The sequence below is a fragment of the Streptomyces yatensis genome (genome assembly GCF_018069625.1).
GTDB lineage: Bacteria > Actinomycetota > Actinomycetes > Streptomycetales > Streptomycetaceae > Streptomyces > Streptomyces yatensis.
In genome coordinates this window covers 6150779-6165657 of record NZ_CP072941.1, presented here as the reverse complement: position 1 = coordinate 6165657, position 14879 = coordinate 6150779, and the positions used below count along the sequence as shown (strand labels likewise).

The window sequence follows — 14879 nt, the reverse complement described above, 5'->3', positions numbered from 1 at the left end:
CCTCGGGACGCGACGGCGGTTCGAGGTGCGAAGCACTCACTGACCACCCACGCTAGGTGGGTTCGTCCCGGTATGCCCGCTCGGTCGTTGGACGGACGCCCAAGCGGGTGACAAACGCCCCCGGCGGACATGAAGTCCACCGGGGGCGCCGGTACTGCCTTCTGCTGAGCCTCAGCTGTGGGTGCGCAGCAGCGTCCGCATCGTCCGCATCGCGACCGACAGATTCGCCAGGTCGAAGGTCTCCGACGACTGGATCTCATCGAGCGTGGTGCGCGCACGCTGCAGGATCGCGGCGTTCTTCTCCTCCCACGCCTTGAAGCGCTGCTCGGGCGTGGAGCCGCCGTTGCCCACCGACAGCACATCGGAGGTCAGGGCGGCCTGGGCCGCGTACAGGTCCTCGCGGATGGAGACCCGGGCCATGGACTGCCACCGGTCGGCGCGCGGCAGCTCGATGATCCGGTCCATCAGCTGGCTGATCCGCAGCCGGTCGGCCAGGTCGTAGTAGACCTCGGCGACCGCCAGCGGCTCCTTGCCGGTGCGGTCCGCGATGGCGACGATGTCCAGCGTCGGGAAGGCCGAGGAGAAGCCCGCCACCCGGGTGGCCAGGTCCTCCGGGACGCCCGCCGCGGTGATCTCGTCGTAGATCCGCTGGTACCACTCGATGTCGGAGCCGCGCAGCAGCTTGGGCATCTGCGCCCGGACCGCGGCGACCCGCTCGCCGAAGAAGTCGATGGTCTCGGCGAGCTCCAGCGGCTGCGGCCGGTTGTTGAGCAGCCAGCGGGTGCCGCGCTCGACCAGCCGCCGCGAGTGCAGCCGCATCCTGGTCTGGATCTCGGCGTCGACGACCGTGTCCAGCGCCTCGACCTCGTCCCACACCTGGTTCAGCTCGAAGATCGCGCGGGCCGCGGTCTGGGCGCGCACGACCTCCTCGGTGGAGGCCCCGCTCTCCTCCCGCATCCGGTGCAGGAAGGTCGTCCCGGCGGTGTTGAGCGTGTCGTTGACCAGCACCGTGGTGATGATCTCGCGCCGCAGGGCGTGAGCGTCGATGTACTCGGGGAACCGCTCGCGCAGCGCCTGCGGGAAGTAGGCGTGCAGCAGCCGCTGCAGATACGGATCGTCGGGCAGCCCGGTGGCGATCAGCTCATCGGCCACCGTGATCTTGACGTAGGCGAGCAGCACGGCCAGCTCGGGCTGGCTCAGACCGCGCCCGGCCGAGAGCCGCTCGCGGATCTGGCGGTCGGTGGGCAGGAACTCCAGCGCCCGGTCCAGCCGGCCCTCGCGGCCCAGGCGGCGCATCAGCCGCTGGTGGGCGTGGAGCAGGCTGGGGGCCTGGGCGACGGAGTTGGCCAGGGCCACGTTCTGCGCGTAGTTGTTGCGCAGCACCAGCGCGCCGACCTCGTCGGTCATCTCGGCGAGCAGCTTGTTGCGCTGCTTGAGGGTGAGGTCGCCCTCGGTGACCAGGGCATTGAGCAGGATCTTGATGTTCACCTCGTGGTCGGAGGTGTCCACACCGGCGCTGTTGTCGATCGCGTCGGTGTTGATCCGGCCGCCGTTGGCGGCGAACTCGATCCGGCCCAGCTGGGTCAGGCCCAGGTTGCCGCCCTCGCCGACGACCTTGACCCGCAGGTCCTGGCCGTCCACCCGGATCGCGTCATTGGCCTTGTCGCCGACATCGCCGTGGGATTCGGTGGACGCCTTGACGTAGGTGCCGATGCCGCCGTTCCACAGCAGGTCGACCGGGGCCTTGAGGATCGTCTTCATCAGATCGGCCGGGGTCATCTTGGCGACCCGCTTCTCGATGCCGAGCGCGGCCCGCACCTGCGGGGTGATTGGGATGGCCTTGGCGGTACGGGGGTGGATGCCGCCGCCCGCCGACAGCAGCTCGGTGTCGTAGTCCTCCCACGAGGAGCGCGGCAGCTCGAACAGGCGGCGGCGCTCGGCGTAGGAGGTGGCCGCGTCCGGGTTGGGGTCCAGGAAGATGTGCCGGTGGTCGAAGGCGGCGATCAGCCGGATGTGCTCGCTGAGCAGCATGCCGTTGCCGAACACGTCACCGGACATGTCGCCGACGCCCACGACCGTGAAGTCCTCGGTCTGGGTGTCATGGCCCAGCTCGCGGAAGTGGCGCTTGACCGACTCCCAGGCGCCGCGGGCGGTGATGCCCATGCCCTTGTGGTCGTATCCGGCCGAGCCGCCGGAGGCGAAGGCGTCGCCGAGCCAGAAGCCGTACGACTGGGCCACGTCATTGGCGATGTCGGAGAAGGTCGCGGTGCCCTTGTCGGCGGCGACGACGAGATAGGTGTCGTCCCCGTCGTGGCGGACCACGTCCTTGGGCGGCTCGACCTGGCCCGCGACCAGGTTGTCGGTGATGTCGAGCAGACCGGAGATGAAGGTCTTGTAGCAGGCGATGCCCTCGGCCATCCAGGCGTCGCGGTCGACGGACGGATCCGGCAGCCGCTTGCCGACGAAGCCGCCCTTGGCGCCCACCGGCACGATGACCGTGTTCTTCACCATCTGCGCCTTGACCAGGCCCAGGATCTCGGTACGGAAGTCCTCACGCCGGTCGGACCAGCGCAGACCACCGCGCGCGACCTTGCCGAACCGCAGATGCACACCCTCGACCCGCGGCGAGTACACCCAGATCTCGTACGCCGGGCGGGGCGCGGGCAGATCGGGCACGGCCTGCGGGTCCAGCTTGATCGACAGATACTCGTGGGGCTTGCCGTCCCCGTTCATCTGGAAGTGATTGGTGCGGAGGGTGGCCTTGATCAGGGTGAGGAACGAGCGCAGGATGCGGTCCTCGTCCAGCGAGGCCACCTGGTCCAGCGCCGCGTCCAGCTCCTCCAGCAGGGCGTCGGTCAGCTCCACGCCCGCCCGCTGCCGCTCCGGCGACATCCGCGCCTCGAAGAGGGAGACCAGCAGCCGGGTGGTGTGCACATTGTTGCGGAGGGTGTCCTCCATGTACGACTGGCTGAAGGTGGAGCCGGCCTGCCGCAGGTACTTGGCGTAGGCCCGCAGCACCATCGCCTGCCGCCAGTCCAGCCCGGCGCCCAGCACCAGCTGGTTGAAGTTGTCGCTCTCGGCCCGGCCGGTCCACACCGCGGCGAACGCGTTCTGGAAGCGCTCACGGGCGTCGTCGGCCAGCGCCTCGCCCTCGCGCAGGGGCAGCCGCAGCCCGAAGTCGTAGATCCAGGCGGTGCTCTTGTCCGAGCAGCGCAGCTCGTACGGGCGCTCGTCGACCACCTCGACACCGAGGGTGTTGAGCACCGGGAGCACCGCGGACAGCGAGATCTGGGCACCCGCCCGGTAGATCTTGAAGCGGCGCTCGGCGTGGGCCGCGCCCACCGGCTCGTAGAGGCTGAGCCCGAATTCCTTGCCCCGGTCCTTCAGCCGCTCCAGGTGCTGGAGGTCGGCCACGGCGCCGCGCGGGGTGTGGTCCGCCTTGTACCCCTCGGGGAAGGCGTGCTGATAGCGGCGCAGCAGCTCCGCCGCGCGCTCCTCGCCGACCTCGGAGACCAGCGCCTCGGAGAAGCCGTCGGCCCAGGAGCGGGCGGCCTCGATCAGCCGGTTCTCGATCCGTTCCACATCGGCGTCGGTGAGGTCGGGCAGCTCGGTACCGGGCTGGAGGCGCACCACGAAGTGCAGCCGCGAGAGCACCGACTCGGTGTGCAGGGCGGTGAAGTCGACCGGCGGACGGCCGCTCAGCTCCTCCAGCAGGATGTCGGTCAGCCGCAGCCGCACATCGGTGGTGAAACGATCGCGCGGAAGGTAGACCAGCGCGGAGTAGTAGCGCCCGTACTCGTCCTGGCGGAGGAACAGCCGCAGCCGGCGGCGCTCCTGGAGGTAGAGCACGCTGGTGACGATCGAGCGGAGCTGGTCGACCGGGGTCTGGAACAGCTCATCACGCGGGTACGTCTCCAGGATCTGCAGCAGATCCCGGCCGTCATGGCTGTTGGGGGCGAAGCCCGCGCCCGCGAGCACCTCGACGACCTTGCGGCGGATGACCGGGACCCGGCGCACCGACTCGGTGTACGCGGCGGAGGAGAACAGCCCCAGGAAGCGGCGCTCGCCGATCACATTGCCCTCGGCGTCGAACTTCTTCACGCCGATGTAGTCGAGGTACGAGGGGCGGTGGACGGTGGCGCGGCTGTTCGCCTTGGTGAGCACCAGCAGCTTGCGCTCACGCGCCTTGGCGCGGGCGTCGGCCGGAAGCCGGTTGAAGGACGGCGACCCCGGGCCCCCGTGGGTGCTCTCGTCGCTGTCCTTGTGCTGCGGATCGGAGCGGAGGATGCCCAGGCCGGTGCCGGGCACGGCGGTCAGCACGTCCTCCTCGCCACCGGCCTCGGTGGGGACCTGCGTCAGCTCGTACTCGCGGAAGCCGATGAAGGTGAAGTGGTCGTCGGCGAGCCAGCGCAGCAGCTCCCGCGCCTCCTCGACCTCCTCCTCGCGGACCTCGGCGGCCTTGGGCTCGTCCGGCAGGCCCTCGGCGAGGCGCAGCGCGGACTCGCGCATCTTCTCCCAGTCCTCGACCGCCTCGCGGACATCGGACAGGACGCGCAGGAGGTCGGTGGTGATCTGCTTCAGATCGCCGCGGTCGGTCTCGCGGTCGGTCTCGACATGGATCCAGGACTCCACGACCGCGTCGTGCGGGAGCTTCTTCCTGGCCGGGCCGTCCGGGGAGACATCGAGCAGCTCGATCAGCTTGCCGGTGATGTCACGGCGCACGATCACCTGCGGGTGGATCACGACATGGATGCCGCGCCCCTGGCGGGTGAGCTCATTGGTGACCGAGTCGACCAGGAACGGCATGTCGTCGGTGACGACCTCGACCACGGAGTGGCTGCAGGTCCAGCCGTGCTCCTCGACGGTCGGGGTGTGCACACGGACGTTCGCCGTGCCCTGCGGACGCACCTCGGCGAGCCGGTAGTGGGAGAGCGCCGCCCCGAAGACGTCGACCGGGTCGCGGTCGGCGAGGTCCTCCGGAGGCGTGTGCAGGTAGTAGTGCTGGAGGTATGCGGTCAGGGTCTCCGGTCCTGGGCCCTGAACCGGTTTTCCACCGGCAGGGCTGTTCTCAGCGACCCGGGCGGCCCGTTCGAGCAACTCGGCCTTGGCTTCGTCCAGCTTGGTCTGCATGTCCTCTGGCTCCTGTCGCGCGCCGTTGCGTGACATCGATGGCGGTGGCATGACGCCGCGACGCGAAAAATCCGGTCGTTGACGACGGTATGCCGGATCGGGGAATGGCCGGGGTGTACTGGGCCGTAAGTGACCAAGAACCCACGCGCCACGGGTCAGCGGCGGCTCGGGCCCGGGGCCGGTGCGGCTCCGGGCGCGGAGCGAGGGCCTCGTTGCCCTCACGGACTATCGCGCTGATCACGCAGTAAGGCTATCGCTCCTCCCCAGGGGGTCGTCATGAGCCGTTCGTGTACAAAACCGAGCCCTGAAGTTTGACGAAATGGACAGCGACCACGGGCGCGCGCGAACCGATGATGTGCCGGTCATGCTGTCTGGTGCCCTCTGGCGCCGTCTTGCGCCGTCTGGCGCCTACTTGTGTCCTCTGGTGCCCTCTTGGCAACGCGTCGGCGCGGATGCACCGTGATCGGGACGGTGGTAAGCGTGGACGTGAAGGTGGAGGTGGGCGGTATGAGCGGCAACGGCACGGGCGGCGCGGGCGGCATGGGCGGCGCGGGCGGCATGACTGCGAAGATCCTTCTGGTGACCGGCGACGCGGCCGAATCCCTGGAGGTGCTCTACCCCTACCAGCGGCTGCGCGAGGAGGGGTACGAGGTCCATATCGCGGCCCCGACCCGCAAGACGCTGCGCCTCGTGGTCCATGACTTCGAGGAGGGCTTCGACACCTACACCGAGAAGCCGGGCTACACACTCCCCGCCGACCTCGCCTTCTCCGAGGTCGACCCGGGTCAGTACGGAGCCCTCGTGATCCCGGGCGGCCGGGCCCCGGAGTATCTGCGCAACGACCCCGAGCTGCGCAAGATCTGCAAGGCGTTCTTCGACGCGGACAAGCCGGTGGCGCAGATCTGCCACGGCCCGCTGCTGACGGCGGCCGTGGGCGGCCTGAGCGGGCGGCGGGTCACCGCGTATCCGGCGCTGGAGCCGGACATGCAGGCGGCGGGCGCGGAATACCAGGACGCGGAGGTCGTGGTCGACGGCTCGCTGGTCTCCTCACGGGCCTGGCCGGACCATCCGGCGTGGATGCGGGAGTTCCTGGCGGTGCTGCGGACGAAGGCGCCGGTGGTGTGAGGGGGGCGGGGGCCGTCCGTGGCGACGCGGGGGGCGTATGGAGGCAAGAGGGGGCGCACTAGGGGGGTGAAGAGCCCGAGACGGACGCCGAGGAAGCCAAGAACGGACCCCGAGGAGCCCAGGACGGGCCGGCGCGCTCCGGATGGCCTCGCCACGCCGGCCCGCCTCACCACTCCGGCCTACGCCTACTCGCGCCTACGCCTACTCGTGCTCACACCTGCCCGTGCCTACGCCTACCCGTGCCACGCCTACTCGTCGGCCATGCGCTCGGCCTCCCGTACGGCCTCCTCGAGCGTGTCCACGACCGGCACCCCGGCCGCCTCCAGACTGACCCTGCTGTGCGAACCGCCCGTGTAGAGCACGGCCCGCGCCCCCACATGGCGCGCCGCCAGCGCGTCGTCCACGGCGTCCCCGATCACCACCATCCGCTGCGGGGGCACCCCTTCGAGCTCGGCGATATGGCGCATCATCTGCTCGGCCTTGCCGGTGTTGCTCTGGCCGACGCGGCCGTCCACCCGGACGAAATGGCGCTCGATGCCATGCGTCCGCACCAGCGGGACCAGATGCTCATGCGGGGCCAGTGAGCACAGCGACTGGGTGAGACCCGCCTCCTGCCACTCGACGAGCAGCTGCCGGGCGCCGATCGCCAGCCCGGCGCTCTCGGCCAGCGCCCAATAGTGCCGGTGGAACGCCTCGTCCATGACCACCCACTCCTCGTCGGTGGGCAGCCGCCCCATCAGCCGCTCATAGAAGCGCGGGACCGGGACGCAGTACAGGTCGCGATAGCGCTCGAGGGTGATCGGCGGCAGCCCGACCTCCCCGAACGACGCGTTCGTCGCCGAGATCACGGCGTCGATGTCGTGGAACAGCGTGCCGTTCCAGTCCCACACCAGGTGCGTCACGTGGTTCTTCCCCATTCCACGACCGTACCTGCCGGGTCCGACAGCGGGCATCACTCGATGAGATTGGGGATCTCCTGGGTGGCGTACCAGAGCAGCTCATGGTCCTCGGCGCCGTCCACGGTGAACTGCGCGTCGTCGTCACCGAGGTCCGCCGCGCCCAGCGCGTCGGCGGCCGCGGCGATGTCGCGCTCGGCGTCATCGGCGTCCAGGTGCACGGCGGCGGCCTTCGCCAGCGGTACGGCGGCCTTGATCCGCACCTCGCCCAGCGCGGACTGGTCCAGCCCCCGGTCCGGATCGGCGACCGCCTGCCCGTCGGGCACGTCCACGGCCACCACGACCCGACGGCGCGGCGCTTGCGGGTCGACGGCGAGCAGCCGCAGCGAGGCCTGCGCGGCCCGGCTCAGCGCCGCGTACTCCAGCTCCTCGATGTCGTCGGACACGTACCACTCGCGGAGCGCGGGGGTGACCGCGTAGGCCGTCAACGGCGTCGGCCCCAGTTGGCCCTCCTTGTGCGCCTCGGCGAGAGCGGAGAGGGTCAGGGGGACGTAGACGCGCATGTCTGCCGCTTTCATCAGAGACCAATAGGTTCCCAGCATACGATCGCCCGTCCGCTGGCCCGAGCCTTCCGCTAAGGCCCGGCGGTCCCCTTTCGGGCGACGAACCGCGTCGCCGCCGCACAGAGCTCCGAACGGGCCCGCCCCGAGCCCGTGACCAGCGGCGATGAGCCCCCGTATGCCCCAAATAGGTGAACCGCGACGTCGCCCGCGACCAGTGGCCGCCTGCATTGCGGAGGCCGAAAACCCCCCGGTAGAAGACTTTCCTACGAAAGCTACCGCCCGGTATTCGACCGGGCCGGCGAGAACGGGGCGAGCGGCATGCGCGAGGGCGTCCGGACGACGGATCGGACCACGACGACCGGGGAGGCCGCCGTACGACGGCGCGCCGGCAGCGGCCCAGGCCGAAGCGGCCCTCCGCCCCGCAAGGACCCCCGCCGCCCCCGCACCACCCCGACAACGGCAGCACCACCACCCACCACGACGGCAGCACCACCCCCCGCAACGTCGGCACCACCCACCCAGGCCGCACCATGCAGCGCGACCGCCACCAACGACACCGCCACCTCGCACGACGTAGCAGCCACGCCACCCGCCCAGGCCGCCCCGCACAGCACGACCGCCACCAGCGGCACCCGCGCCGCGGCGGTATCGCGTACTGCGGTCACATTGCCCACCACGAAAACCGCAACCGCACCCCACGCCCCCACCGCACCCCACGCCCCCACCGCATCCCGCGCCGCCGCCGTATCGCGCACTGCGGCCGCCGCCGCGGCGTGTCGGCAGCGAGACCGGTTGCCGCGCTACTGGTTCGCCAACCGGCTGGTGCTCACCCTCAGCGGTCAGCGCCCCGTCCACACCCTCCTCGGCCACGCCCTCCCCGCCGCCTACGACCAGCTGATCGAACTCGCCCCGCGCGCCCCGCTGCGCCCCGCCGGAGGGCGCGCCACAGCGCCCGTCGTGCGGCGCTGTGGCGAGTACCAGCCCCGGCACGGGGTTATCGAGGCGTTCGCCCGGATCGCCTCCGGAGACCGGCTCAGCGCGCTCGCATTCCGGCTGGAACTCGGCGCCGACGCCCGCTGGCGCTGCGCCGCCATCGATCTCGGCCCACTCGCCCAGGCAATGTCCGACGGAGCGTGACGCCTACAGCAGGCTGCTCCCCGCCCCGCAGCATCGACGCGGCTCCGGCCCAGCCGCCCGGCGCCCAGGACACTTCCCGAAACCGGGGCGTAGCCCAGGCCCCGCGTTCCAGGGACGGAGCGCTAGCCCACCCCCGGCGTTTGAGGAGCGGAGCCCCGCCGGGGGCCGGGGCCAGCCAGGCCCCCGGTTTTCCAGCCCCTCCGGCACTTGAGGAGCGGCGCCCGGGGGCGGAGCCCCGGCGGGGCCGGGGGCCGGTATCCCCGGTTATCCAGCCCCTCCGGCACCTGAGGAGCGGGGCCCGGGGGCGGAGCCCAGCCGGGGGCCAGGAAGCCAGACCCCGGTTATCCAGCCCCTCCGGCGCTCGAGGAGCGCGGCCCACCGGCGGAACCCCGCCGGGGGCCAGGGGCCAGGCTCCCGGTTTTCCAGCCCCTCCGGCGATTGAGGAGCGGGGCCCGGGGGCGGAGCCCAACCGGGGCCGGGGGCCGGTATCCCCGCTTATCCAGCCCCTCCGGCGATAGAGGAGCGCGGCCCACCGGCGGAGCCCCGCCGGGGCCAGGAAGCCAGACCCCGGTCATCCAGTCCCTCCGGCGATTGAGGAGCGGGGTCCAGGGGCGGAGCCCCGGCCGGGGTCTGGGGCGGAGCCCCGGTCTTCCAGCCCCTCCGGCGATTGAGGAGCGGGGCCCGGGGGCGGAGCCCCGGCGGGGGCCGGGGGCCGGGTCCCCGGTTGCGGGAAGGGGCGGGTAGGGGAAAGACCCGCCGGACACCCCATAAGCCCGCAGCCACAACCACAGCCACGGCCAACACCCACACCCACACCCACAACGCACCGGGCCGAGGCGCCGCGCCCCGCGCGGCACCCCGGCCCGTCAAACCAACCCCCGCCGGACTACTTCTTGCGGCGCCGCCCCTTCTGCGCCTTACGCCGCTCCGCCCGCGTCAACCCGTCGGACTCCGACCGCGGCGCCGGCGGCGTCTCCCCGTTGGGGAAGTCGCCCTCGACGACACCGCCCTCACCGTCCACCGTCGGGGCGGAGAAGTGCAGCCGGTCCGGCCGCTGCGGGGCCTCCAGGCCCTTGGCGCGGATCTCGGGGCGGCCCGAGGAACCCGCGGCCGGCGCGGCCGGCGCCGCGGGCGCACCCGCCGGCACCGCAGCGTCCTCCACGTCCTTCGCGAGGGCGACCTTCTCGTCCGCCGCCTCGACCGGAACCTCCTCGACCTGCTGCTCGACCTGGACCTCCAGGTTGAACAGGTAGCCGACGGACTCCTCCTTGATGCCCTCCATCATGGCCTGGAACATGTCGAAGCCCTCGCGCTGGTACTCGACCAGCGGGTCCTTCTGGGCCATCGCGCGCAGCCCGATGCCCTCCTGGAGGTAGTCCATCTCGTAGAGGTGCTCGCGCCACTTGCGGTCCAGGACGGAGAGCACGACCCGCCGCTCCAGCTCACGCATGATCTCGGAGCCGAGCTGCTCCTCACGCGCTTCGTACTGCTGGTGGATGTCGTCCCTGATGGACTCTTCGATGAACTCGGCGGTGATCCCGGCGCGGTCGCCGGCCGCGTCCTCCAGCTCCTCGACCGTCACGCTGACCGGGTAGAGCTGCTTGAAGGCGCTCCACAGCCGGTCCAGGTCCCACTCCTCGGCGAAGCCCTCGACCGTCTCCGCCCGCACATAGGCCTCGATGGTGTCGTCCATGAAGTGGCCGACCTGGTCCTGCAGGTCCTCGCCCTCCAGGACGCGGCGGCGCTCGCCGTAGATGACCTCGCGCTGCCGGTTCAGGACCTCGTCGTACTTCAGGACGTTCTTACGGGTCTCGAAGTTCTGCTGCTCGACCTGCGACTGGGCGGAGGCGATGGCCCGCGTGACCATCTTGTTCTCGATCGGGACGTCGTCCGGGACGTTCGCCATCGCCATGACGCGCTCGACCATCTGCGCCTTGAACAGCCGCATCAGGTCGTCGCCGAGCGAGAGGTAGAAGCGGGACTCGCCGGGGTCTCCCTGACGGCCGGAGCGGCCGCGGAGCTGGTTGTCGATCCGGCGCGACTCATGGCGCTCGGTGCCCAGCACATACAGCCCGCCGAGCTCCTTGACCTCTTCGAACTCGGCCTTGACCGCGGCCTCGGCCTTCTCCAGGGCGGCGGGCAGCGCGGCGGCCCACTCCTCGGAGTGCTCCACCGGGTCCAGACCGCGCTGGCGCAGCTCGGCCTCGGCGAGGTCGTCGGGGTTGCCGCCGAGCTTGATGTCGGTACCGCGGCCCGCCATGTTGGTCGCGACCGTCACGGCGCCCTTACGGCCGGCCTGGGCGACGATCGTCGCCTCCCGGTCGTGCTGCTTGGCGTTGAGCACCTCATGCGGCACCCCGCGCTTGGCGAGCTGCTGGGAGAGGTACTCGGACTTCTCCACGGAGGTGGTGCCGACCAGGACGGGCTGGCCCTTGGCGTGCTTCTCGGCGATGTCGTCGACCACCGCGTCGAACTTCGCGACCTCGGTGCGGTAGATCAGGTCGGACTGGTCGATGCGGGCCAGCGGGCGGTGGGTCGGGATCGGGACCACGCCGAGCTTGTAGATCTGGTGGAACTCGGCGGCCTCGGTCATCGCCGTACCGGTCATGCCGGAGAGCTTGTCGTAGAGGCGGAAGAAGTTCTGCAGGGTGATCGTGGCGAGCGTCTGGTTCTCGTCCTTGATCTCCACCGCTTCCTTCGCCTCGATGGCCTGGTGCATGCCCTCGTTGTAGCGGCGGCCCGCGAGGATACGGCCGGTGTGTTCGTCGACGATCATGACTTCGCCGTCCATGACGACGTAGTCCTTGTCCTTCTTGAAGAGCTCCTTGGCCTTGATCGCGTTGTTGAGGTAGCCCACCAGCGGGGTGTTGACCGACTCGTAGAGGTTGTCGATCCCCAGCCAGTCCTCGACCTTGGTGACACCGGACTCATGGATGCCGACGGTGCGCTTCTTCTCGTCGACCTCGTAGTCCCCGGTCTCCTCCACGCCCTTCTGCGGCTCGGCGGCCTGGCCCCTGCTGAGCCGGGTGACCAGCTTGGCGAAGTCGCCGTACCACTTGGTGGCCTGGTCGGCCGGGCCGGAGATGATCAGCGGCGTACGGGCCTCGTCCACCAGGATGGAGTCGACCTCGTCGACGATCGCGAAGTTGTGCCCGCGCTGCACCAGCTCGTCCTGCGACCACGCCATGTTGTCGCGCAGATAGTCGAAGCCGAACTCGTTGTTGGTGCCGTAGGTGATGTCGCACGCGTACTGCTCACGGCGCTGCGCCGGGGTCATGTTGGCGAGGATGCAGCCGACCTCCAGGCCGAGGAACCGGTGCACCCGGCCCATCCACTCGGAGTCGCGCTCGGCCAGGTAGTCGTTGACCGTGATGAGGTGGACGCCCTCGCCCGACAGCGCGTTCAGATACGCCGGGAGAGTGCCGACCAGGGTCTTGCCCTCACCGGTCTTCATCTCGGCGACATACCCGAGGTGCAGCGCCGCGCCGCCCATCAGCTGGACGTCGTAGTGACGCTGGCCGAGCACCCGCTTGGCCGCCTCGCGCACCGTGGCGAACGCTTCGGGCATGAGGTCGTCGAGGCTCTCACCGTCGGCGTACCGCTGCTTGTACTCGTCGGTGAGGGCGCGCAGCTCGGCGTCGGAGAGGGACAGGAAGTCCTCTTCGATGGAATTGACCTGGTCCGCGATGCGGTGCAGCTTGCGCAGGATCTTTCCTTCGCCTGCACGCATGAGCTTGTTGAGGACGGACACGTAGGCTGGCTCCTTGCCGGTCGGGCCTGGCACGGTCGGGGTGCGCTGGCGCGGCATTGTCAAGGGGCGCAGGCCCCGCCGCAACGGCCATCGTAAGACAGACCCCGGCACGCCGGGAGGTCCGTCACCACGAGGACCGGATGTCACCTCACCGTGTCAACGCCCGAGAGCTCCCCCAGGTGCCCTGGAATTCACGGAAACCGCTCGCGGTGAGTGACGACGGCGGCGCAGACTCAGGACGCATGGAGCCCGTCACCCTCACCACCGAGCGTCTGGTCCTGCGCCCCTTCCGGCCCATCGACACGGACGCGGTCTTCGCAGCTTGTCAGGACCCGGACATCCAGCGATGGACCGCCGTGCCCTCTCCGTACGAACGCGCGCACGCGGAGGACTTCACCGGCCGGATCTGCCCGGAGAACTGGCGCGACGACGTGACCTACGACTTCGCGGTGGTCACCAAGAGTGACAGCATCCTCGTCGGCGCCATGGGCCTGGTGCGGCTGACCCATCTGCGCACTCCCAGGCACCAGGCCGAGCTCGGCTACTGGACGGTACGGGAGCACCGGCGGCGCGGCTATACGGACGAGGCGGCGCGGGCCGTGATCGAGTGGGCGTTCACCCGGCTGGGGGTGGAGCGCCTGGAGTGGAGCAGCGAGGCCGGGAACGAGGGCTCGCGGGCGGTCGCCCTCGGGGTGGGCTTCCGTATGGAGGGGACGGACCGCGCCCGGATCGTCCATCAGGGGACCCGGCGGGACGCCTGGCGGGGCGCGCTGCTGCCCTCCGACTGGGGACTGCCGTCGACGACGCCCTATCTGCCCTCCAAGGCGTCGGAGACGTCCAACGCACCTCAGGCCTCCGAGGCGTCCGGCCGGGCGTCCACGGCGCCGTCAGCGGTCTGAGAGAGGCCGTGAGAGGCCGTCGGCCGGGGGCCGCGGCCTCTCACGGGACAGTCGTCCCGGGGCGGCGGTGCTCGGTGTCGGGCGGGCGCGGGCGGGGATCGGCGGCGTTGTCAGTGGGTGCTACTACGGTGGCGCGCATGACGAACGCCGCCACCGGGTCCGCCGTGGACCGCACACCCGAGGCCACGCTCTCCGCCGACGAGGCACGCCGGATCGCGCTGCGCGCCCAGGGGCTGCTGGGCGCGCCCGACCGGCGTGGCGGGGTGCGCGGCGTGCTGCGCCATCTGGGCGCGGTGCAGCTCGACACGATCTCGGTGCTGGCCCGTTCGCATGAGCTGATTCCGTACGCACGGCTGGGCGCCGTCGGCCGTAAGACGGTCGAGTCGGCCTATTGGAGCGACACCCACGCCTTCGAGTACTGGTCGCATGCCGCCTGTGTGCTGCCGATCGAGGAGTGGCCGCACTTCGCCTTCCGGCGCCGCGCCTACCGCCTCCGTCCGCACTGGCACCACGAGCTGCCGGACGGGGTGTACGAGACGGTGGTGAAGCAGCTGCGCGCCGAGGGCCCGCTGACCGCGACCGAGCTGGGCGGGGCCAAGAACGGCGGGCCGTGGTGGGACTGGTCGGCGGCGAAGATCGCGGTCGAGCGGGCGCTGATGTTCGGCGAGGTGGTGTGTGTCGAGCGGCGCGGCTGGAAGCGGGTGTACGACCTGGCGGAGCGCGCCGTTCCGGACGCCCTGCTCCATGACGACCTGGACGACCGGGAGTGTCTGCGCCGGCTGGTCCGGCTGGCCGGGCAGTCCCTGGGCGTGGGCACTCGGGCGGATATCGCCGACTACCACCGGCTCAAGGGCGAGCAGGTGGACGCGGTGATCGCGGACTCCGGGCTGGTGCCGGTGGCGGTCGAGGGCTGGGACAAGCGGGCCTGGGCGGACCCCGAGGCGCTGGCCGCCCCGCCGCGCGGCCGGCACCGCACCACGCTGCTGTCGCCCTTCGACTCGCTGATATGGGACCGGGCGCGCACCGAGCGGATCTTCGGCTTCACCCATCGGCTGGAGGCGTATGTGCCCAGGCCCAAGCGGATCTACGGCTACTTCGCGATGCCGCTGCTGTCGGGCGGGCGGCTGCTGGGCCGGGTCGATCCGGCCCGGGAGGGGACGACCCTGATCGCCCGGCAGGTGTCCCTGGAGTCGCCGAAGGCCGTGGCCCCCATGGCGCAGGCGCTGCGGGAGGCGGCCGACTGGGTGGGCTGTGACTCCGTACAGGTCGAGCGTGTCGACCGCCCGGAGCTCGCCGCACCGCTCGCGGCGGCCGTCGCCTGAGCCACCCCGGCGGACGCCCGGCCGGGGCTCCGGCTCATCCGGGGCTCCGGCGTATC

At 70.9% G+C, this 14879-nt stretch carries 8 protein-coding genes; 4 read left to right on the top strand and 4 right to left on the bottom strand.

Features of this window, described 5'->3' with window-relative positions:
• Positions 1–171: 171 nt before the first annotated feature.
• Positions 172–5130 (bottom strand): NAD-glutamate dehydrogenase, encoded by a 4959-nt coding sequence (locus J8403_RS25885; RefSeq protein WP_211125247.1) that lies wholly within the window; start codon positions 5128–5130, stop codon positions 172–174.
• Positions 5131–5688: 558 nt separating this feature from the next.
• On the opposite strand from J8403_RS25885, the gene J8403_RS25880 reads away from it, so the two are divergent.
• Entirely contained in the window at positions 5689–6255 is a 567-nt protein-coding gene (locus J8403_RS25880; protein ID WP_043241320.1) for a DJ-1/PfpI family protein, read from the top strand.
• Between the two features lie 248 nt (positions 6256–6503).
• Here the strand turns inward: J8403_RS25880 and J8403_RS25875 are convergent, their stop codons facing one another.
• Both J8403_RS25875 and J8403_RS25870 read right to left on the bottom strand, forming a co-directional pair.
• Complete coding sequence (locus tag J8403_RS25875) at positions 6504–7172, bottom strand: HAD family hydrolase (RefSeq protein ID WP_211125246.1); 669 nt, start codon at positions 7170–7172, stop codon at positions 6504–6506.
• A gap of 35 nt (positions 7173–7207) precedes the next feature.
• A complete protein-coding gene (locus J8403_RS25870; protein WP_093462289.1) occupies positions 7208–7714 on the bottom strand; it encodes a DUF6912 family protein in 507 nt (168 codons plus the stop codon).
• A 666-nt stretch (positions 7715–8380) separates the two neighbouring features.
• Here J8403_RS25870 and J8403_RS25865 point away from each other — a divergent pair.
• Positions 8381–8851, top strand: a complete 471-nt coding sequence (locus J8403_RS25865; RefSeq protein WP_246585987.1) for an Rv3235 family protein — start codon at positions 8381–8383, stop codon at positions 8849–8851.
• An 886-nt stretch (positions 8852–9737) separates the two neighbouring features.
• Here the strand turns inward: J8403_RS25865 and secA are convergent.
• A complete protein-coding gene (gene secA, locus J8403_RS25860; protein WP_211125245.1) occupies positions 9738–12602 on the bottom strand; it encodes a preprotein translocase subunit SecA in 2865 nt (954 codons plus the stop codon).
• Between the two features lie 242 nt (positions 12603–12844).
• Between secA and J8403_RS25855 the strand changes: the two genes are divergently transcribed.
• Positions 12845–13501 (top strand): GNAT family N-acetyltransferase, encoded by a 657-nt coding sequence (locus J8403_RS25855; RefSeq protein WP_211125244.1) that lies wholly within the window; start codon positions 12845–12847, stop codon positions 13499–13501.
• Positions 13502–13638: 137 nt separating this feature from the next.
• Positions 13639–14823 (top strand): winged helix-turn-helix domain-containing protein, encoded by a 1185-nt coding sequence (locus J8403_RS25850; protein WP_211125243.1) that lies wholly within the window; start codon positions 13639–13641, stop codon positions 14821–14823.
• Positions 14824–14879: the final 56 nt, after the last annotated feature.

What these genes read in the sequence shown, in the direction of transcription:
- J8403_RS25885 (WP_211125247.1), bottom strand. Translation starts at nt 5,130, where the DNA reads ATGCAGACCAAGCTGGACGAAGCCAAGGCCGAGTTGCTCGAACGGGCC.
- J8403_RS25880 (WP_043241320.1), top strand. Translation starts at nt 5,689, where the DNA reads ATGACTGCGAAGATCCTTCTGGTGACCGGCGACGCGGCCGAATCCCTG.
- J8403_RS25875 (WP_211125246.1), bottom strand. Translation starts at nt 7,172, where the DNA reads ATGGGGAAGAACCACGTGACGCACCTGGTGTGGGACTGGAACGGCACG.
- J8403_RS25870 (WP_093462289.1), bottom strand. Translation starts at nt 7,714, where the DNA reads ATGCGCGTCTACGTCCCCCTGACCCTCTCCGCTCTCGCCGAGGCGCAC.
- J8403_RS25855 (WP_211125244.1), top strand. Translation starts at nt 12,845, where the DNA reads ATGGAGCCCGTCACCCTCACCACCGAGCGTCTGGTCCTGCGCCCCTTC.
- J8403_RS25850 (WP_211125243.1), top strand. Translation starts at nt 13,639, where the DNA reads ATGACGAACGCCGCCACCGGGTCCGCCGTGGACCGCACACCCGAGGCC.